Consider the following 19,031-nt stretch of genomic DNA (forward strand, 5'->3'; position numbering starts at 1 on the left):
GGCCGGAGGGGGTGGGTGGTGGGATTGTGGCTTTACGGTGTTGATGGTCAGGGATATAAGGGGTCCGCGCCATGAGGTGAAACCGGCCTTGGCGGAGCGAGGGAGGAGCGATTTGAGATGAATCTCAAGGGGCTGGAACGTTGGTGCGAGCGCGGGCTTTTGGGGCTCGCGCTGGCGCTGTTGGTGTGGGGTCCGCTCGCCACCGGTTGTGTTCGGCCGCAGGATTTCCTCGTGTTGCAGGGGTTGACGGTGGGGTTGCTGGGTTTGTGGGGGATCCGGTTGTGGGTGGAGCGGCGGCCGGAGTTGTTGTGGCCGCCGATTTGCTGGCCGGTGCTGTTGTTTCTGTTGTATGCGCTGGTGCGGTACTGGACGGCGGACATTGAGTCGGTGGCGCGTCAGGAATGGTTGCGGGTGCTGGTGTACGGGTCGGTGTTTTTTGTGGTGTTGAACAATCTGCACGGGCAGGAGGAGACCCGGTGGATTGCGTTCACGATGATCGGGCTGGGGATGCTGATTTCGTTTTACGCGTTGTACCAGTTTGTGACGGATTCGAACCGGGTGTGGGGTTTTGTGTCGCCGTACCGGCACCGGGGGATGGGGACGTACATCAACCCGAACCATCTGGCGGGTTATCTGGAGCTGGTGACGCCGCTGGCCTTCACCTACGCGATTACGAGCCGGTTGTCGCCGGTGGTGAAGGTGGTGCTGGGGTATGCCGGGTTGGTGATGTTGGCGGGGCTGGTGGTGACGATGTCGCGGGCGGGTTGGGTCTCGGCGGGGGTGGTGTTGTTGGTGATGTTTGTGGTGTTGGCGTTGCGGAGTGCGCATCGGTGGGTGGCGTTGGGGTTGTTGGCGGTGGCGATTGCGGCGGGTTGGTACTTTTTGCCGAAGAGCTTTGTGTTGAAGAAGCGTTGGGAGCTGGTGCAGCGGGATCTGGCGGAGGGGGAGGTCTCGGACGTGCGTCCGGCGTTGTGGCGTGCGGCGGTGGAGCTGTGGCGGGAGAATCCGTGGTGGGGGATCGGGCCGGGACATTTTGATTACCGGTTTCGGCAGGTGCGTCCGGCGTCGATCCAGAACCGGCCGGACCGGGTGCACAACGATTATCTGAACACGCTGGTGGACTGGGGCGTGGTGGGTGCGTTTCTGGTGGGGGGCATGTTGGTGTGTTTGATTGTGGGGGTGGTCCAGACCTGGCCGTATGTGCGGGGGACGCCGGGGGATTTGGGCGGGCGTTCGAGCAACAAGTTTGCCTTTGTGTTCGGGGCGTCGTTGGGGTTGGTTGCGCTGGCGATTCATTCGCTGGCGGACTTCAACCTGCACATTCCGGCCAATGCGTTGATTGCGGTGACGTGGGCGGCATTGTTGAGTTCACATTTGCGGTTTTCCACGGACCGGTACTGGTTCCGCGCCCGGTTGGGGGTGAAGGTGGGTTTGACGGTGGTGTTGGCGTTGGTGGCGGTGTATCTGGTGCGGGAGGGGTGGCGCAGCGCGCGGGAGCAACGGATTCTGGCACGGGCGGAGGCGTTGGCGGATTGTTCGCCGGAGCAGGTGGCGGAGCTGGAGAAGGCGTGGGCAGTGGAGCCGCGCAATCCGCTCACGGCCTACAGGCTGGGGGAGGCCCTGCGAATCCAGAGTTTCGAGGGGGCGCCGAATTATCGTGACCTGGCCGAGCAGGCGATGCGCTGGTACGAGATTGCGATGCGGCTGAACCCGTACGATCCCTACCCGCTGTTGCGGTACGGGATGTGCCTGGACTGGCTGGATCGGAGCGAGGAGGCCCAGCCGTATTATGATCGGGCGCTGGCGCTGGATCCGAACAACCATTATCTGGTGGCGCACATGGGTTGGCATTACGTGCAGATGGGCCAGTGGGCGGCGGCCCGGGCCTGGTTCGAGCGATCGCGCAAACTGCATTGGAAGGACAACATCATGGCGGACCGGTACCTGGCGATTGTGCGGCAGCGATTGTTGGACGAAGCGCAGGGGCCGGCGGGAGGTACGGCTCCCGGCGGATCACGATGAGGTCCGCGCGGGTTTGTTCCGGTGTGTCGGGAGTGGGCGCGGTTTGAAGGGAAGGGGGACGATCCAACGGCGATGATACGCACCCTGTACAACGTGTTGTTCACGGCGGGGTTCTGGCTGCTGGCGCCGTACTATTTTGTCCGGATGCGCCGGCGCGGAAACTGGAGGGCGGGGTTCCGACAGCGCTTCGGGCGGTACGACACCAAGTTCAAGCAATCCATCACCAACCGGCATGTGGTGTGGATTCATGCGGTGAGCGTGGGGGAGGTGAACCTTGCGACGCAGTTGATCCGTGCCCTGGAACCGCGCCTGCCCAACGTGAAGATCGTGGTTTCGACCACGACGACGACCGGGATGGGGGAACTGCAGCGCAAGACGCCATCCCACATCGGCAAGATCTACTATCCGATCGACCGGAAGCGGTACGTGGCGCGGGCGCTGGGGGCCATCAAGCCGGTGGCCGTGCTTTTGATGGAGGCCGAGGTGTGGCCGAACTTTTTGTGGCGGGCGCGCAACCTGGACATTCCCGTCTTCCTGGTGAATGCGCGGCTTTCGGAGCGATCGTACCGGTGGTACCGGCGGTTGGGGTGGTTTTTCCGGCCGTTGTTCGAGTCGTTTGCCGGTGTGGGGGCCCAGAACGAGGCGGACGCCGCACGGTTGCGGGAGTTGGGGTGTCGTCCGGAAGTGATCCGGGTGGTGGGGAGTTTGAAGTTTGACGCGGCCCAGTTGGAAGAACGGACAACCCTGGATGTGCCGGCATTGTTGCGGCAGGTGGGTGTGGAACCGGATCGGCGCATTCTGTTGGGCGGGAGCACCCATGCCGGAGAGGAGGCCGTCCTGGCGGAGATGTTTCAGCGGCTGCGCACGCGGCATCCGGATTTGTTCCTGGTGCTGGTGCCGCGGCATTTTGAGCGCGGCCGTGAGGTGGGCGAAACGCTGGCGCGATTGGGGGTTCGATTTGTGTACCGGAGCGAGATCACCAGCCGCACATCGCTGGCACCGGGGCAGGTGGACTGTTTGCTGGTGAACACGACGGGTGAACTGCGGCACTTTTATCCGCACGCCACGGTGGTGTTTGTGGGCAAGAGCCTCACGGCGGAGGGCGGACAAAATCCCTTGGAACCGGCTGCGGTGGGGCGGCCGGTGGTTTTCGGGCCGCACATGGAAAACTTTGCCGAAATTGCGGGCAAACTGGTGTCCGGGGGCGGTGCCTGGCAGGTCACGAGCGCGGCGGAGCTGGAGACGGCCGTGGACCGGTTGCTGGGGGATCCGCAGTTGCGTGAGCAAATGGGCCGGCGTGCGGTGGAGGTGGTTCGGGAAAACCTCGGCGCGGTGGAACGGACCGTGGAGATGGTGTTGGAGGTTCTGCAACGGCGGCGGCCCGAGGTGCTGATTGTCCGCGAGTGACGCGACGTTGGACCCAGGTCGGGGGCTGCCTGCCGGGGCCGTTGATGGGTGCCGGTTGTCTTCTGCGCTTCCGTGAATTCTCATTCTTGCGCTTTCCCGATTATCCACGGTGAGGTGCAGGGGCGGTCTCCGGGCGCGGAGTGGAGGCGGTGGGGTTTGATGTAATGCGAGAGGGTTTTTGAGGCTGCGATGGCGTCCTGACGGGGTTTACGGCGTTTGGGCGGGTGCGCGCCGGTTCGCGAGGGGGTTTTATTCCTGCGGGGGTCGGGTTTGGGTCGGGTTTTGGGGATTCGCGGGTCCGTTTCCAAGTGAAATTTTCGGTGTAGGCGGGTGTCTGGTACGGAAGCTGTTTTCGGCTGTGAATAACTTCTGAACAAGTGCCGTGGAAAATTCGTTGACGGCTGGTGGGGCGAAGTGTTTAAAAGAGGGGCGTAGTGGTTGAAAGTGGGGCAGCAGAAGCGTGTGAATAAGTTGTGAGTGAGAAGGCCACAGGCGGGCGGATTTACTACACCTCGCGGTACCGGCACGGGGTGGACGAGAAGCGCCGGGTGCAGATTCCGGCGAAGTGGCGGCCGGCCGAGGGCGAGGTGGAGTTTACGCTGATTGTGTGGCGGAAGGGGCCGTATGGGCCGTGTTTGCGGGCGTTGCCTCCGGAGCAGATGGAACGGTTGATGCAGGCGATTGATGCGATGCCGAACGAGGATCCGCGGAAGACGGTGTTGAAGCGGGTGATTGGGAGTCATGCGGAGCAGGTGACGGTGGATCGTGCGGGTCGGATTGTGTTGCCGGAGGCGATGGCGCGGGAGGCGGGGATTGAAAAGGAGGCGCTTTTTGTTGGGCTTTTGGATCGGTTTGAGATCTGGAGTCCGGAACGGTACGCGGCTGTGGAGGCTGCGGACAAGGTGCTCCTGGCAGATGCGATGAACCTGTTGGAGTGAGCGTATGCTGTTGGGGCGACTGTTGGTAGCGACGGGGGTGGTGAAGCGGATCCCCGAGAAGGGCGGGTATCGGGTTCGCGAGGATTTGCCGTGGCCTGCGTTTAGTGCGGGTGCGGTCCTGCGGGTGCGTTCGGGAGTTTCCGGGTCCGGGACGGCCGCGGTGGCGGTAGGGGCGCGGTCGGGTGCGGTCGCGTGCGGGGGTGGAGAACGGGCGTCCTCGGGGGTTGGGGGGTTGATTGGCGGCACGAGGGCGGAAGCGGCGCCGGGTGCTGAGAGGACGGGACGGGTGCGGTCCGGTAGGGGTGGCCGGTGGGACTGGCGGTTTTGGCGACGGTGGCGGGGTCGGGGTGCGGCTGCGGCGGTCCGTCAGATGGAGCTGCCATTGTCACGGGAGGAGGCGCTGTCGCAGGTGCGGGTGGTGCGGAACGTTTTTCTTGATGGTGAGGGCGAGGGAAGGGTGCGGCGGGGCGGTTGGTTGCGGCGGGTGCGGCGGGTGCTGGACGGATTGGCGTTGCGGTTGGCGGGCGGTGGGTGAGGCAGGAGGGTCGGAGATGAGGCTTTGGCGTGAACGTGTTGCATCAACCGGTTTTGGTGGCGGAGGTGCTGTCGTGGATGGCGGTGCGTCCCGGGGGCCGGTACATCGATGCGACGGTGGGGACGGGCGGTCATGCGGCGGCGATTTTGGAGGCGAGCGCTCCGGATGGGCGGTTGTTGGGGATGGACCGGGATCCGGAGGCGTTGGCGCTGGCGGAGGAACGGTTGCGCCCTTTTGCGGGTCGGTACGTATTGTGGCGCGGGAACTACGCGGATTTGCTGGAGCGCGTGGAGGAGGGAGTTTGGGACGGGGTGCTGTTGGATTTGGGGGTGAGTTCGTTGCAATTGGATCGGCCGGAGCGAGGTTTCAGTTTTCAGGCCGATGGTCCGTTGGACATGCGGATGGATCCGGGCCAGGGGTTGACGGCGGCGGACCTGGTGAACGGGGCCTCGGAGGAGGAGCTGGCGCGGTGGTTTGCGGAGCTGGGCGGGGAACCGCGGGCGCGGGCGATTGCGCGGGCGGTGGTGCGGGCGCGGCCGTTGCGGCGGACGGTGGAGCTGGCGGAATTGGTGAGTCGTGTGTATGGGGGGCGGCACGGGTCGCGGCATCCTGCCACTCGAGTGTTTCAGGCGTTGCGGATGGTGGTGAACGACGAGCTGGGGTCGTTGCGGCGGGGGCTGGCTGCGGCGTGGCGGGCGTTGCGGTCCGGGGGGCGGTTGGCGGTGATCACGTTTCATTCCGGGGAGGCGCGGGAGGTGAAGGCTTTTGGTCGGGAGAAGGTGCGGCCGTACGAGTGTCCGGGTGGTGTGGACGTGCCGGAGCTGCGGCGACCGCGGTCGCCGGAGGGTCGGTGGGTGACCTCGGGTGCGGTGCAGGTGGGCGAGGAGGAGCAGCGGCGCAATCCGCGGAGTCGGAGTGCGCAACTGCGAGTGTTGGAGAAGTTGTGACATGAGCGGTGGGAGTCGCAAATCCGGTGGGGAAGCGTGGCTGTGGCCGGCGCTGTGGGTGGTGGTGTTGTGTTTGGGTTTGGGGGGCCTGGGTCTGGGCTATGTGTGGTTGAAGAATCAGGTGGACGAGCTGGGTCGGCAGATCAAGCAGCGGGAGCAGCGGTTGGCGGAGTTGCGGCTTTTGAATGAGCGGTTGCGGCGGCAGCTGGCGACGTTGCAATCGCCACGGTTTTTGGAGCAGCGGGTTCGGGAGTTGCAATTGGGGTTGGTGCCGGCGCATCCGGCGCAGGTGTGGCGGTTACCGGAACCGCAAGGTTGGCCGGAGCCACAGACGGCGTCGGGTCGGACGCCGGCGACCGGCCCGGGCCCGGGCTGATGGATTTGGGCCGCCGCCCGTGACGCGGTCGGAGGAGGAACCGATCGCCGCGGGCGGACGGCCCTGAAATTGTGGTTTACGGGCATCCGAGGATTGGGCCCGTGGGAAGCGGCGGGAACGGCGGGACGGGATCCGGCGGGGCGGAGCCGGGTCCCGTCCGGGCCGGAAGGCACGAATGGAGTGGCGATGGGCGAGGGCGCGTTGGGCAGCTTGCAGATGCGGCGGACCCTGATCGTGATGGCGGGGTTTTTGCTGCTGTATGCCGGTTTGATGTACCGGCTGGTGGATCTGCAGGTGTTGCAGCATCCGGAGCTGGAGGTGGAGGCGCGGCGGAATCGGGAACGGGAGATTCTGCGCACGCCACGGCGTGGGGACATTGTGGATGGGCGCGGGACATTGCTGGCGACGAGCATTCCGGCGCGGACGGTTTGTGCGGATCCGATGTTGATTGGGGGGTACGCGCCGGTGGTGGCGCGGGCGTTGGCGCCGGTGTTGGGGGTGTCGGAACTGGAGTTGCAGAGGCGGTTGTTGCCCCGGGTGCGTCAGGATCCGGCGACGGGGCGCTGGTTGACGAACCGGTATGTGGTGCTGGCGCGGCAGGTGCCGTTGGAGCAGTGGGAGCGGATCGAGACGGCGATGCGGGATCTGGATCTGGGTGTGGACGTGACCCGGCTGGGGGTGCGGGAGCGTCGGATGATCCAGCAGGTGCGACGCTACGGTGTGTTCACCGATCCGTTTGAGGATCCGGTGCGCTGGTATCCGAACGGCCCGTTGGCGGCCCATGTGCTGGGGTATACGCGGGTTTGGGACCGGGAGGAGGATGGGCGCGGAGTTCGGGAGCGTCGGGGTGCGGATGGGATCGAGCTGACATTGGACGGGGAACTGGCCGGGGTTCGGGGCTGGCGGGTGACGGAGACGGACGGGCGACGGCGGGAGGTGGTACGGTTGCGGGATCAGGATGTGGCTCCCCGGGATGGTTGGAACGTGGTGCTGACGTTGGATGCGGTGGTGCAGGACATTCTGGAGAGGGCGTTGGCGGAGGCGATGGAGCGGCATCAGCCCAGGAACATCACCGGGTTGGTGTTGCGGCCCCGGACGGGGGCGATCCTGGCGTGGGCGGTGTTGCCGAATTTTGATCCGAACCGGTTGGATGCGGCGCCGCTGGAGGCGCGGAGGAACGTGATGATCACGGACATCATGGAGCCGGGATCGACGTTCAAGGTGGTTGTGGTGGGCGGGGCGTTGAATGACGAAGTGGTGACCTTGGAGGATGTGTTTGATTGCGAGCGGGGCCGGTTTTTTTACGCGGGCCGGATTTTGCATGACCCTCATCCGTATGACCGGCTGACGGTGCGGGAGATCGTGGCCAAGTCGTCCAACATAGGTGCGGCGAAGATCGGGATGCGGCTGGGCGAGGCGCGTTTGTATGAGTACATCCGGGCGTTTGGGTTTGGGTCGCTGACGGGTGTGCCGTTACCGGGAGAGGTGCCCGGGACCGTGCCGGCGGTGAAGAACTGGTACAAAATTTCGATTGCACAAATCCCGATGGGGCACGGGGTGGCGGTGACGCGGTTGCAGATGGCGATGGCGATGGCGGCGGTGGCGAACGGGGGTGTGTTGATGGCGCCGAAGCTGGTGGAACGGTTGGAGGACGGGCGTGGAGGTGTGGTGGCTGCGTATGCGCCGGTGGCGGTGCGACGGGTATTGCGGGAGGAGGCGGCCCGGGCGCTGGTCGAGGCTCTGAAGACGGTTCCCACCCGGGAGGGGACGGCCCGGGCGGCGGCGGTGCCGGGTTACACGGTGGCGGGCAAGACGGGCACGGCACAGAAGGCCGAGCCGGGTCGTGGTTATGTGCCGGGGAAATATGTGTCGTCGTTTATTGGTTTTCTGCCGGCGGATCGGCCGGAGGTGTTGATTGCGATCACGCTGGACGAGCCGCAGCGGGGGTATTACGGGGGGCAGGTGGCGGCTCCGGTGTTTCGGCAGGTGGCCGAGCGGGTGATGCAGTATCTGGGGGTACCGCCGGATCGGCCGGAGGAGGCCGGGTCGGCTCTGGCGGCGGCCGGGGCGAAGGGGACCGCCCCGGTCCGTTCGGATCGGGATCAGTCTCGCGATGTGAACTGAGGGTTGGCGTATGAGGGTGCGTCCATCGCATCGGTTGTACATGGTGGCAGCCGGCAAGGATCGGGCCGGAAAGGAAGAGCAGGGGCTCAGTCGGGATCGTGCCCGTCACGTCGGAGCGGGTGCGGCCGACGGGGCCGGGTCGAGGGAAAGCGCGAAGGCAGCGCTTGAGCGTGTGGAGTTGTGGCCGTTGGCGACGGCGTTGCGGGAGGCGGAGGTCCGATGACGCAGGCTGAACTGGCGGGGCGGGGCTTGAGGCTGGCGCCGAATTCGCGCTCGTGCGAGGGGTTGCGCATGGAAGCAGAGGCGGGCTGGACGCTGGGATTTGTACGGGATGCAGCCGGGGCACGGTTGTTGCGGGGTGATCCCGGGTTGCGGGTGGCCGGGGTGTGCACGGATTCGCGTCAGGTCCGGCAGGGGGATTTGTTCGTGGCGTTGCGGGGGCCGCGGTTTGACGGGCATGAGTTTGTTTCGGCGGCGGTGGACGGGGGTGCGGTGGCGGTCCTGGTGGAGGCGGGGCGTGGTGGGGAGGTGCCTGCGGGGTGTGCGGTACTGGAGGTGGAGGACACGCGGGCGGCTTTGGCGCGCTGGGCGGTGGTGCATCGGGCGGGGTTTGGCGGGCGTGTGATTGCGGTGGCGGGTTCGAATGGCAAGACGAGTACGAAGGAACTGTTGGGGTCGGTGTTGGGTCGGGGTGGGCCGGTGGTGGCGAGCGCGGCAAGTTTCAACAATGAGCTGGGTGTGCCGTTGACGCTGTTGCGACTGGGGGGGCGGCATTGGGCGGCTGTGGTGGAGGTGGGGACGAACCATCCCGGGGAGCTAGGTCGGTTGCTGTCGTGGGTGCAACCGGACTGCGGCGTATTGACCGGGGTGGGTCGGGAGCATTTGGAGTTTTTCGGGGATCTGGCGGGTGTGGCGGCGGAGGAGGGGACGCTGGCGGAGGTGCTTCCGGCGGGGGGTGTGTTGGTGTTGTCCGGTGACGATACGTGGGCCGGGGCGATTGCGGCGCGGACGAGGGCGCGCGTGGTTCGGGTGGGTTTTGAGGAGGGGAATGACTGGCGTGCGCGGGAGGTGCGGCTGGACTGGCGGGGCACGCGATTTTGGGTGGAGGGACCGGAGGATGGCTGGAGTGGGGCGTATGAGATCCGGTTGTTGGGTCGGCATCAGGTGAGGAATGCGTTGCTGGCGGTGGCACTGGCGCGGGAGCTGGGTTTGGGGGTGGAGCAGGTGCGTGCGGGGCTGGCCGGCTGCCGACCGGCGCCGCATCGGATGGAGAGTTTCGAGGCGGGCGGTGTGCGTGTGTTGGATGACGCGTACAATGCGAATCCGGACTCGATGCGGGCGGCGTTGGAGACGTTTTGTGCGCTGCCGTGTGCGGGGCGGCGGGTGGCGGTGTTGGGGGAGATGGCGGAGCTGGGGTCCGCGAGCGAGCGCGCGCATGCGGAGGCGGGTCGTTGGGCTGCGGAGCTGGGGGTACAACAGTTGCTTGCGGTGGGTCCGTGGGCCGGGGTGATGGCCGGGGCGGCGCGGGAGGCGGGGCTGACGCGGGTTCTGGTGTTTGGGGGGGTGGAGCCCGTGTGGGGTGCGCTGCGACAGTTGTTGCGACCGGGGGATGCGTTGTTGTTGAAGGCATCGCGTCGGGCGGGTTTGGAGCGGTTGGCGGAGTGGTGGCGGAGTGAGATGGGAGATGCGGCATGATTTATTATCTGGCCGAGTGGTTGAACGGGGCGGTGCAGGGCACGCCGTGGGCGGAGCCCCTTTCGTTTTTGCGGTTGTTCCGGTACATCACGGTGCGGAGCGGCGGGGCGGCGTTGACGGCGCTGGTGTTGAGCTGGTGGTTGGGTCCGCGGGTCATCCGGTGGCTGAAGGAACTGAAGTTTGGTCAGGAATATCGGGACCGGGCGGAGGAGGCTGGGGATTTGCAGGCGCGGGTGTTGAGCAAGCGGGGGACGCCCACGATGGGTGGGTTGTTGCTGGTGCCGGTGATGACGGTGAGCACGTTGTTGTGGGCGATGTGGATTCCGCTGGTTTGTCTGACGCTGTTGTGTGTGCTGGTGTTGTGCGGGCTCGGGTTTTACGACGACTTTGCGAAGATCTCCCGGCAGAGCAGTCAGGGCACCTCGGAGGGGGTGAAACTGCTGGTGCAGACGGTGGTGGGGTTGGGGGTGGGTTTGTATCTCTGGTGGAATCCGGCCACGAGCCGGTTGGTTACGGAGATCATGGTGCCCTTTTACAAGTATCCGGTGCTGACGGGTGCGGGGCTGGTGGGTGTGTTGTTGACGGTGCTGGTGGTGGTGGGGAGTTCGAATGCGGTGAATTTGACGGATGGTCTGGACGGGCTGGCCATTGGATGCACGGTGATCACGGCGTTTGTGTTTCTGGTGTTCACGTATCTGGCGGGCAACGTGCGGACGGCGTCGTATTTGCAGATTACCTACGTGCCGGGGGCGGGGGAGCTGACGGTATTTTGTGCGGCGATGATCGGGGCGGGGCTGGGTTTTTTGTGGTACAACTGTCATCCGGCGCAGGTGTTCATGGGGGACACGGGTTCGCTGGCGCTGGGAGGCGGTTTGGGTGTGGTGGCGGTGTTGGTGCATCAGCCGTTCGTGCTGGTGATTGCGGGTGGAGTGTTTGTGTTGGAGGCGTTGTCGGTGCTGCTGCAGCGGGGGTATTTCCGGTACACGCGGCGGCGGACGGGCACGGGCCGACGGTTGTTTTTGATGGCGCCGTTGCATCATCACTTCGAGAAGCGGGGCTGGTACGAGAGCCAGGTGGTGACGCGGTTTTACATTTTGGGTGTGTTGTTTGCGGTGCTGGCGCTGGCGACGTTGAAGATTCGATGAATCCGCGGGTTGACTTGTGCGGTGCGGCGGGTGTGCGGCCGGGGCTGCGGCCGAAGGGCGCGGCGTCATGGTGGCGGGTTGTCGCTTGCGCCGGTGAGGAGCGGGTGTTAGAAGCAGTCGCGGGAGACCGATGTGGCCCGTCCGTGGACGGGTTGGCGGTTTGGCGCCGGCGGGTCGTGCCGGGTTGGGTTGAGGCCGGCACGGCCGGGCGGCGTGTTCTTTGGGACGGGCGTTGCGGTTGCCGGGAGTGGATCCCGGACCGCGGGTGCTCGAACGTCCGGCTACGTGAGGCGGGCACTTTGCACGGGGACGGTACGGGGGAGCGTGTCCGTGCAAGAAGAGGTACGATCCACCCCTCGATGATTCAGGTTGGGAGAGTTTTGGAGTTATGAGTGCTGACAATCCACTTCTTCCGCAGGGTTCACTGTGGGAACAGAAACAGCAGAGCCGGTCGCGGGTGCGGACGGCGTTTTTCTGTGTCCTGGCGGTGCATGTGCTGGCGATTGGGACGGTGTTGATCGTGCAGGGGTGCAAGCGCGAGGAGCCGCCGCCTGCGACGTATCCGGAGTTGTCGCCGGTGCTTCCGAGTTTTGACACGAACCTGCCGCCGGTGGTTTCGACAGAGACCCCGCCGCCGGTGGTTCAGCCCTCCACCGTGCCGGCGTTGCCCACCGTGCCGCAGCCGACGGTGAGTGCGCCGGCTCCGACGCCGGTGACGCCCTCGCCGATGGTGAGTGCGCCGGCTCCTGCTGCGCCCGCAGCGGGTGGGACGGAGTACACGGTGGTGGCGGGGGACACGTTGTATGGGATTGCGAAGAAGCATGGGGTTTCATTGCGTGCGTTGTTGGATGCGAATCCGGGGGTCGACCCGCGGCGGCTGCGTGTGGGGCAGAAGCTCGTGGTACCGGGCGGGGGCGGGTCCGGCCCGGCGGCCGTGGCTGCGCCGGCCGCGGCCGGCGGGGGCGCGTCGGCGGGTGGCGAGCAGGTGTATGTGGTGCAGTCGGGGGACAACCTGACGAAGATTGCGCGTCGGTTCGGGACGACGGTGCAGGCGTTGCGGGAGGCGAATCAGTTGCGGACCGACCGGATTCGAGTGGGTGACAGGTTGCGGATTCCCGCCGGTGCGACCAGGGCGGAGGCACCGGCGCAGGCGGAACCGCCGCCGTTCATACCGCCGGGGTTGCCTCCCGGCCAGGGACAACCCGGGCAACCGCCTTGGGGCGGCGGCGGGTATTAACGGGATTGGAAACCGGCGGCGGCGGTGATGCGGCGGATCACCGCCGCCCGTGACGAGGGACCGGCGCATGCGCGTGGCGGCCTTGGTGGTGGTGTTTTGCGTTGCCCTGCTGTTGGTGGCGGGGCTGGTGATGCTGTACAGCTCCAGCATGAGCCAGGTGGGATCTTACTACCTGGTGCGGCAATTGTGCTGGTGCGGGGCGGGTTTGTTGTTGGGCGGGTTTTTGGCGGGCGTGGATTATTTGCGGTGGCGGCGGTGGGTGTGGGTGCTGTACGGGTTGGTGGTTTTGTTGCTGGTGTTGGTGTTGGTGCCGGGGGTGGGGTTGAAGATCAACGGGGCGCGGCGCTGGCTGGGGTTGGGTGATTTTCGGTTGCAACCGTCGGAGTTGGCCAAGCCGGTGCTGGTGTTGACGCTGGCGTGGTTTGGGGATCAACGGGCGCGATGTCTGGCGTCGCTGCGCGGGATTTGGAAGCCCGGGTTGTGTGTGGGGTTGGTGGTGGGCCTGGTGTTTTTGGAACCGGACGTGGGGACGGCGGTGATGCTGGCGGTGCTGGCCGGGGTGATGCTGGTGGTGGCGGGGGCACCGTTGCGGTGGGTGATTCCGGCGGGGTTGTGTGGTGCGGTGGCGGCGGGGTTGTACGTGTGGCAGGATCCGGTGCGGGCGCGGCGTTTGGTGGCATGGTGGGCGCTGGAGGAGACGAAATTGGACAGCGGTTTTCAACCCTACCAGGCGATGCTGGCGCTGGGTTCCGGTGGTTGGACCGGTTTGGGGCTGGGCAACGGGCGTCAGAAGCTGGGATTTGTACCGGAACATTACACGGATTTCATCTTTGCCATCATCGGCGAGGAACTGGGCCTGGTGGGGACGCTGGCGGTGGTGGTGCTGTTTATGGCGCTGGTGGGCGTGGGGTTGTGGATTGCGCTGCGGGCCCGTGAACCGTTTGGGATGTTGGTGGCGGCGGGGGTGACGACATGGATTGGTTTGCAGGCGGCGATCAACATGGCGGTGGTGACGAGCTTGCTGCCGAACAAGGGTCTTCCGTTGCCCTTCATCAGTTATGGCGGCTCGAGTCTTTTGGCGGCGTTGGCGGGTGTGGGTTTGTTGTTGAGCGTGGCGCGGCGGGCAGCGCCGCAGGCATCCGCAAGGACATGGCTGCGGCGCAGGCGCAATCCGTTCCTGGAGGAGAAAGAGCCGCTGCCGGAGGCTTTGTAACGGTCATGGCGAGGTGCGCTCAACTGGAAGTGATGGGGACGCGGGAAACGGCGCCGGGGACGAGCCCGGGCAGACTGCGTGTGCCGGCGGGCATGCGTGTGGGGATTGCTTGTGGTGGGACGGGCGGGCACTTGTTTCCCGGGATGGCGGTGGCCGAACTGCTGTTGGAGGCGGGGGCTTGCGTGACGTTGTTTGTGTCGCCGAAGGAGGTGGATCGGCGCGGCGTGCGGGGGTTGCCGGGTGTGGAGGTGGTGACGTTGCCCGTGGCGGCGTGGCAGGCGGGGTCGCGCGTGGCGTGTTTGCTGGGGATGATGGGATCATGGGTTCGGGTGCGGCGGCATTTGAGGGGGGTGGCGGGGTGGGTGGTGCTGGGGATGGGCGGGTTTAGTTCGGTGCCGGTGGTGGCGGCGGCGTGGTGGTTGGGGTGTCCGGTGGTGTTGCATGAGGCGAATGCGGTTCCGGGCCGGGCCAATCGTCGGCTGGCGCGATGGGCGGAGCGGGTGTTGGTGGGGTTTGAGGAGGCGGGTCGGGGCTGGCGGGGCGTGGAGGTGCGGGTGACGGGGACGCCCGTGCGCCGGGAGATTGCGGAATTGGCAGCGTGGGACGCGGGCCGCCGGTTGGAGCGGCGTCGGGAGGTGTTGAGCGAGTTGGGGCTGGATGGGGCGAGGCCGACGGTGCTGGTTGTGGGGGGCAGTCAGGGGGCGCGGGGTTTGAACGAGCGTGTGACGGCGTGTGCCGTGAACTGGCAGGGAACGGGGCGCGGGGTACCGCAGTGGATTCATTTGACAGGTGTGCAGGATGAGGAGCGGATTCGGGGAGTGTACCGGTCGGCGGGGGTCCCTGCGGTGGTGATGGCTTTTTCGGATCGCATGGTGGATTTGCTGGTGGCGGCGGATGCGGTGGTGGCGCGGTCGGGCGCATCGTTTTTGGCGGAGCTGGCGGCGGCGCGCGTGCCCGCGGTGTTGATTCCGTTTCCGGCGGCGGTGGACGATCATCAGTGGCACAATGCGCGGTTGTATGCGGATACGGGGGCGGCGCGGCTGTTGGGCCAGTCGGAGGCCGTACCGGATCGGTTGCGACGGGAGTTGGAGTTGTTGTTGTGGGACGAGCGGGTGCGGTCGGGGATGGTGGAGGCTTTGGGGCGCTGGCATCGGCCGGGAGCTGCAGCGGCCGTGGTGGAGGAACTGGTGGTAGTGGCCGGGCGGAATCGGGGTACGGTGCGGGAGCCCCGGGCGGGCGGAAAGGCGGGCCGGGGTTGAAGGGGGTGCGTGAATGATGAAGGAGCACGAGCCAGAGGTGATGACGGGATCCGGCAACAGCGGCGCGAGCGCCGCGATGGACGCGCTGGTGGAACGGCTGCGGGCCGTGTTGTCCGCGGGGGCGCGCCTGTTGCGGGACGAGCCGATGTCGAAACGCACGACATGGCGTGTGGGAGGGCCCGTGGACGTGTGGGTGGAACCGGCGGACGAGGAGGACCTGGCCCGCGTGGTGCGGGAGTGTCGGGAGGCGCGGGTGCCGGTGCTGGTGGTGGGTCGGGGCTCGAATTTGCTGGTGACTGACTCGGGGTTTCGCGGGGTGGTGGTGGCGTTGCACGGGGAGGGTTGGCAACGGGTGGAGGTGGATGGGACGCGGTTGCGGTGTGGTGCGGGTGCGCGGTTGAAGGTGGTGGCGGGGGTGGCGCGGGACGCGGGTTTGGGCGGGCTCGAGTTCCTGGAGGGGATTCCGGGCAGTGTGGGGGGTGCGTTGCGAATGAACGCCGGGGCGATGGGGCGTTGTGTGTTTGAGGTGGTGGAGAGAGTTCGGTTGATGGACGGTGACGGGTCGGTGAAGGAGGTGGAGGGGAGTCGGCTGCCGGTGCGGTACCGGTCTTGTGACGGGTTGGAGGGTCGGATTGCGCTGGGTGCGGTGTTGCGGGGCGAGCCGGCGTCGAGGGAGGAGATCCAGGCGCGGATGCAGGAGTACAGCCGGCGGCGGTGGGCGACGCAGCCGGCGGCGCCGAGCGCCGGGTGTGTGTTCAAGAATCCGGCCGGGGTTTCGGCGGGTCGGCTGTTGGATGAGCTGGGTTGCAAGGGATGGCGGGAGGGCGGGGCGCGGGTGAGCGAGGTGCATGCGAATTTCATTGTGACGGAGCCGGGGGCGACGGCGGCGGATGTGCTGCGGTTGATCCGGCGTTTGCAGGAGCATGTGAAGCGTGAGCGGGGGCTGACGTTGGAGCCCGAGGTGCGGATTGTTGGCGGGCAGGAGGGTGAGGAAGGATGTTGGATCGCAGGTTGACGATCACGGTGATGGCGGGAGGCCCTTCGGCGGAACGCGAGGTTTCGCTGCGGTCGGGTGCCGGTGTGGCTGCGGCGTTGCGGGCGCGGGGGCATCGGGTGTTTGAGCTGGACCCGGTGGACTCGGGCTGGCGGTTGCCGGAGGGGACGGATGTGGTGTTTCTGGCCCTGCACGGTGCGTATGGGGAGGATGGGACGGTGCAGGCGCAGTTGGAGGAGCTGGGGGTGCCGTACACGGGTTGTGGTCCGGAGGCGAGTCGGGTGGGGTTTGACAAGGTGCTGAGCAAGGAGCGGTTTGTGGCGGCGGGGGTACCGACGGCGCGGTATGTGGTGGTGGACCGGCCGGATGCGTCGTGGCCGGAGGGTTGGGAGCCGCCGGTGATTGTGAAGCCGGCACGGCAGGGGTCGAGCATCGGGTTGCAATGTGTACGTTCGGTGGAGGAATGGTCGGGGGCGTTGGCGGAGGCATGGCGGTATGACACGCGTTTGTTGGTGGAGGAGTGGGTGCAGGGGCGTGAATGCACGGTGGGTTTGCTGGGCGGACAAGTGTTGCCGATCAGCGAGGTGCGGGTGAGGTCGGGTTTGTATGATTACCGGACCAAATACACGCCCGGGGCGGCGGAGTATTTGTGTCCGGCGCCGTGGGATGAGGAGACGGCGGAACGGATTCGATGGGCGGCACGGAGGGCATTTGAGGCGATTGGCGGCCGTGATTACGGGCGGGTGGATTTGATTGTGCGACCGGACGGTACGCCGGTGGTGCTGGAGGTCAACACGTTGCCGGGGATGACGCCGACGAGTGCGTTACCGCGTGCGGCGCGTGCGGCGGGTTTGTCGTACGAGGATTTGTGCGAGTGCATGGTGGAGCTGGCGTGGCGGCGACGGGGTGAGGGTGTGCGGAGTGCAAGCCGAATGGGGGAGGGCATGCCATGATGTGGGGCTGGCGAAAAAGGTTTGTGAACCGGCGCCGCGGTCGGGAACGGCTGTTGGAGGTGCGGATGCGGGCCGAAGCCGCGCGTGCGGCGCGGGTGCGTTTGTGGGGGGGCGTGGTGGCCGGCGTGTTGGGTGTGGGGCTGGTGGGTTTTGCCCTGTGGCGCGGGGGTATTTGGTTGCAGGAACGGTTGTTGTACGAGAACCCGCGGTTTCAGATCCGGCGGGTGGAGGTGGTGTCGGATGGTGTGCTGAGTCATGAATCGTTGCGCCGGTGGGCGGGGGTGCGTTCGGGGATGAACCTTTTGGCGGTGGACCTGGCGCAGGTGAAGCGGAGTTTGGAGATGGTGCCGTACGTGGCGTGGGCGTCGGTGGAGCGGGTGTTACCGGATACGCTTCGGATTCAGGTTCGGGAGCGCCGTCCGGTGGCGGTGATTCAGGTTCCGCTGCCGTTGCCGGGGGGCGGGGTGGATTTTGTGGAGTACGGGTTGGACGAGACGGGGGTGGTGTTGCCGCCGTTGGATCCCCGGTTGACGGACGGGGGAGTGACCGGTTGGTTGAACGGGCTGCCGTTGCTGCGTGGTGCGGAGTACCAGGAGCTGCAGCCGGGTCGGCGGATGGAGAGCGGTCGTGCGCAGGCGGCGTTGCAATGGTTGCGTGCGTTTGCGCGTTCGCCGATGGCGGGTCTGGTGGAGGTGCGGGAGGTGTCGGTGGCGAACGGGGACGTGCTGGAGGTGACGACAGCGGAGGGGAGCCGGATTACGTTCGGGTTGAGCGGTTTTGAGCGTCAGTTGTTGCGGTGGCGCGAGATTTACGAGGCGGGTTTGCGGCAGGACCGGTGGATTGAGACGCTGGACCTTGCCGTGGGGAACAACATCCCGGTGCAGTGGCGCCCGATGGAAACCCAGGGAGAACCGGCCCGGGACGGCGGCCGGTCCGGAGGTGGAAGGAAACATGTTTGATACGACGAACATCGTGGTGGGATTGGAGGTTGGCACTTCCAAGGTTTGCGCGGTGGTGGGCGAGCTGGGGGAGGATGGGGATTTGAGCATTCTGGGGTTGGGCCAGAGCAGGTCCAGTGGGGTGCGCAAGGGGGAGATTGTGGACATGGAGCAGGCGGAGCTGGACATCCGCCGTGCGCTCCAGGAGGCCGAGCAGATGGCCAACGTGGAGGTGCGGAGCGTGTATCTGGCCGTGACCGGCGGGCACATCCGCGGGTTCAACAACTGTGGGATCCACCCGGTGCAGGATCCGGAGCAGGGGGTGACGGAGGAGGATGTGCTGGAGGTGATGCGGAATGCGCGGTCGGTCAACGTGCCGGCGCATGAGGAGGTGATTCACACGGTCCGCCAACATTTCCAGGTGGACGGTCACGGTGAGGTGCGGGAGCCGGTGGGGATGTTGGGGCGGCGGCTGGAGGTGTCGGTGCATGTGATTGCCGGCCAGATTGACCGGCTGAGGAATTCGATCCGGGCGGTGCGGTCGGTGCATGTGAACGTGGAGGAGATTGTATTCAGCGGGCTGGCCTCGGCACTGGCGGTGTTGAGTGCGGAGGAGAAACAGGAGGGTGCTTTGGTGATCGACATGGGAGGGGGTACGACCGATTACGTGGTGTTTGCGGGCGGGATTTTGCGGCATGCCGGTGTGTTGGCGGTGGGGGGTGACCATGTGACCAACGACCTGGCGTGTGCGTTGAAGGTGTCGCAGAGCCGGGCCGAGCAGCTCAAGGTGGATTACGGGGCGGCGTTTGTGGAGGATCGGATTCGCGGGCAGACCCTGGATTTGACGAACTACCTCGGGATGCCGCTGCGGACCATCAGCCTGGAGACGCTGCGGCGTGTGATGCACCTGCGGTTGGAGGAGACGTTTGAGCTGGTGCGCCAACAGGTGACGGCGGCCGGGTTGTATGATTCGTTGGGGGCGGGTGTGGTGTTGTGCGGGGGGTGTGCGCGGATTCCGCAGGTGACGGCGCTGGCGGAGCAGGTGTTTGACCTCCCGGTGAGCATCGGGCGCACCCAGGGGGTGAGCGGACTGAAGTCGGCTCTGGACCAGCCGGAGTTTGCCACGGGGATCGGGTTGTTGCGCTTTGCGCAGCAGCATCGGGTGCGGCCGGTGAGACGCAGCCTGATGCGCGGGTTGGCGGACCGGCTCAAGTTCTTCATCCATCGTGGTTAGATCTTTGGGGGAGG

Annotated in this window: 17 protein-coding genes; all 17 read left to right on the plus strand. The window is 66.2% G+C overall.

The genetic code is table 11. The features are described from left to right. Positions 1-117: 117 nt before the first annotated feature. The 17 genes from G4L39_RS04725 to ftsA all read left to right on the plus strand — a co-directional run bounded on the left by G4L39_RS04725 (position 118) and on the right by ftsA (position 19,017). Positions 118-2,022, plus strand: a complete 1,905-nt coding sequence (locus G4L39_RS04725) for an O-antigen ligase family protein (RefSeq protein ID WP_165106306.1) — start codon at positions 118-120, stop codon at positions 2,020-2,022. Positions 2,023-2,094: 72 nt separating this feature from the next. Then, a complete protein-coding gene (locus G4L39_RS04730) occupies positions 2,095-3,429 on the plus strand; it encodes a 3-deoxy-D-manno-octulosonic acid transferase (RefSeq protein ID WP_165106308.1) in 1,335 nt (444 codons plus the stop codon). A 473-nt stretch (positions 3,430-3,902) separates the two neighbouring features. Then, entirely contained in the window at positions 3,903-4,367 is a 465-nt protein-coding gene (locus G4L39_RS15730) for a hypothetical protein (RefSeq protein WP_165106310.1), read from the plus strand. A 4-nt stretch (positions 4,368-4,371) separates the two neighbouring features. Continuing rightward, complete coding sequence (locus tag G4L39_RS04740; protein ID WP_165106311.1) at positions 4,372-4,902, plus strand: hypothetical protein; 531 nt, start codon at positions 4,372-4,374, stop codon at positions 4,900-4,902. Between the two features lie 29 nt (positions 4,903-4,931). Further along, positions 4,932-5,849: a 16S rRNA (cytosine(1402)-N(4))-methyltransferase RsmH gene (rsmH, locus tag G4L39_RS04745; RefSeq protein ID WP_425485735.1), complete on the plus strand. Its 918-nt coding sequence runs from the start codon at positions 4,932-4,934 to the stop codon at positions 5,847-5,849. A 1-nt stretch (position 5,850) separates the two neighbouring features. Beyond that, positions 5,851-6,225, plus strand: coding sequence for a hypothetical protein (locus tag G4L39_RS04750; RefSeq protein WP_165106313.1), 375 nt, complete (start codon positions 5,851-5,853; stop codon positions 6,223-6,225). Positions 6,226-6,411: 186 nt separating this feature from the next. Beyond that, entirely contained in the window at positions 6,412-8,349 is a 1,938-nt protein-coding gene (locus G4L39_RS04755) for a peptidoglycan D,D-transpeptidase FtsI family protein (protein ID WP_165106315.1), read from the plus strand. A gap of 10 nt (positions 8,350-8,359) precedes the next feature. After that, complete coding sequence (locus tag G4L39_RS04760) at positions 8,360-8,572, plus strand: hypothetical protein (protein WP_165106316.1); 213 nt, start codon at positions 8,360-8,362, stop codon at positions 8,570-8,572. Next, positions 8,569-10,044 carry a UDP-N-acetylmuramoyl-tripeptide--D-alanyl-D-alanine ligase gene (locus G4L39_RS04765; RefSeq protein WP_165106318.1) on the plus strand — a complete coding sequence of 492 codons (1,476 nt, stop codon included), beginning with the start codon at positions 8,569-8,571 and terminating at the stop codon, positions 10,042-10,044. Before G4L39_RS04760 ends, G4L39_RS04765 begins: the two co-directional genes overlap by 4 nt. Then, entirely contained in the window at positions 10,041-11,189 is a 1,149-nt protein-coding gene (mraY, locus tag G4L39_RS04770; protein ID WP_165106320.1) for a phospho-N-acetylmuramoyl-pentapeptide-transferase, read from the plus strand. The genes G4L39_RS04765 and mraY overlap by 4 nt, the downstream gene beginning before the upstream one ends. A gap of 388 nt (positions 11,190-11,577) precedes the next feature. After that, a complete protein-coding gene (locus G4L39_RS04775) occupies positions 11,578-12,426 on the plus strand; it encodes a LysM peptidoglycan-binding domain-containing protein (protein WP_165106321.1) in 849 nt (282 codons plus the stop codon). A gap of 67 nt (positions 12,427-12,493) precedes the next feature. Further along, positions 12,494-13,639 carry a putative lipid II flippase FtsW gene (gene ftsW / locus G4L39_RS04780; RefSeq protein WP_165106323.1) on the plus strand — a complete coding sequence of 382 codons (1,146 nt, stop codon included), beginning with the start codon at positions 12,494-12,496 and terminating at the stop codon, positions 13,637-13,639. Positions 13,640-13,644: 5 nt separating this feature from the next. Then, positions 13,645-14,898, plus strand: coding sequence for a UDP-N-acetylglucosamine--N-acetylmuramyl-(pentapeptide) pyrophosphoryl-undecaprenol N-acetylglucosamine transferase (locus tag G4L39_RS04785; RefSeq protein ID WP_165106324.1), 1,254 nt, complete (start codon positions 13,645-13,647; stop codon positions 14,896-14,898). A 16-nt stretch (positions 14,899-14,914) separates the two neighbouring features. Beyond that, positions 14,915-15,913 (plus strand): UDP-N-acetylmuramate dehydrogenase, encoded by a 999-nt coding sequence (murB, locus tag G4L39_RS04790; RefSeq protein WP_165106326.1) that lies wholly within the window; start codon positions 14,915-14,917, stop codon positions 15,911-15,913. Next, positions 15,895-16,845 carry a D-alanine--D-alanine ligase family protein gene (locus G4L39_RS04795; RefSeq protein ID WP_205880788.1) on the plus strand — a complete coding sequence of 317 codons (951 nt, stop codon included), beginning with the start codon at positions 15,895-15,897 and terminating at the stop codon, positions 16,843-16,845. Before murB ends, G4L39_RS04795 begins: the two co-directional genes overlap by 19 nt. Positions 16,846-16,868: 23 nt before the next feature. Beyond that, on the plus strand, positions 16,869-17,804 hold the full coding sequence (locus tag G4L39_RS04800) for a cell division protein FtsQ/DivIB (RefSeq protein WP_205880789.1): 936 nt from the start codon (positions 16,869-16,871) through the stop codon (positions 17,802-17,804). Continuing rightward, a complete protein-coding gene (gene ftsA / locus G4L39_RS04805) occupies positions 17,797-19,017 on the plus strand; it encodes a cell division protein FtsA (protein WP_165106331.1) in 1,221 nt (406 codons plus the stop codon). Before G4L39_RS04800 ends, ftsA begins: the two co-directional genes overlap by 8 nt. Positions 19,018-19,031: the final 14 nt, after the last annotated feature.

This window comes from Limisphaera ngatamarikiensis, from assembly GCF_011044775.1.
In the GTDB taxonomy this organism is placed as follows: Bacteria; Verrucomicrobiota; Verrucomicrobiia; order Limisphaerales; family Limisphaeraceae; genus Limisphaera; species Limisphaera ngatamarikiensis.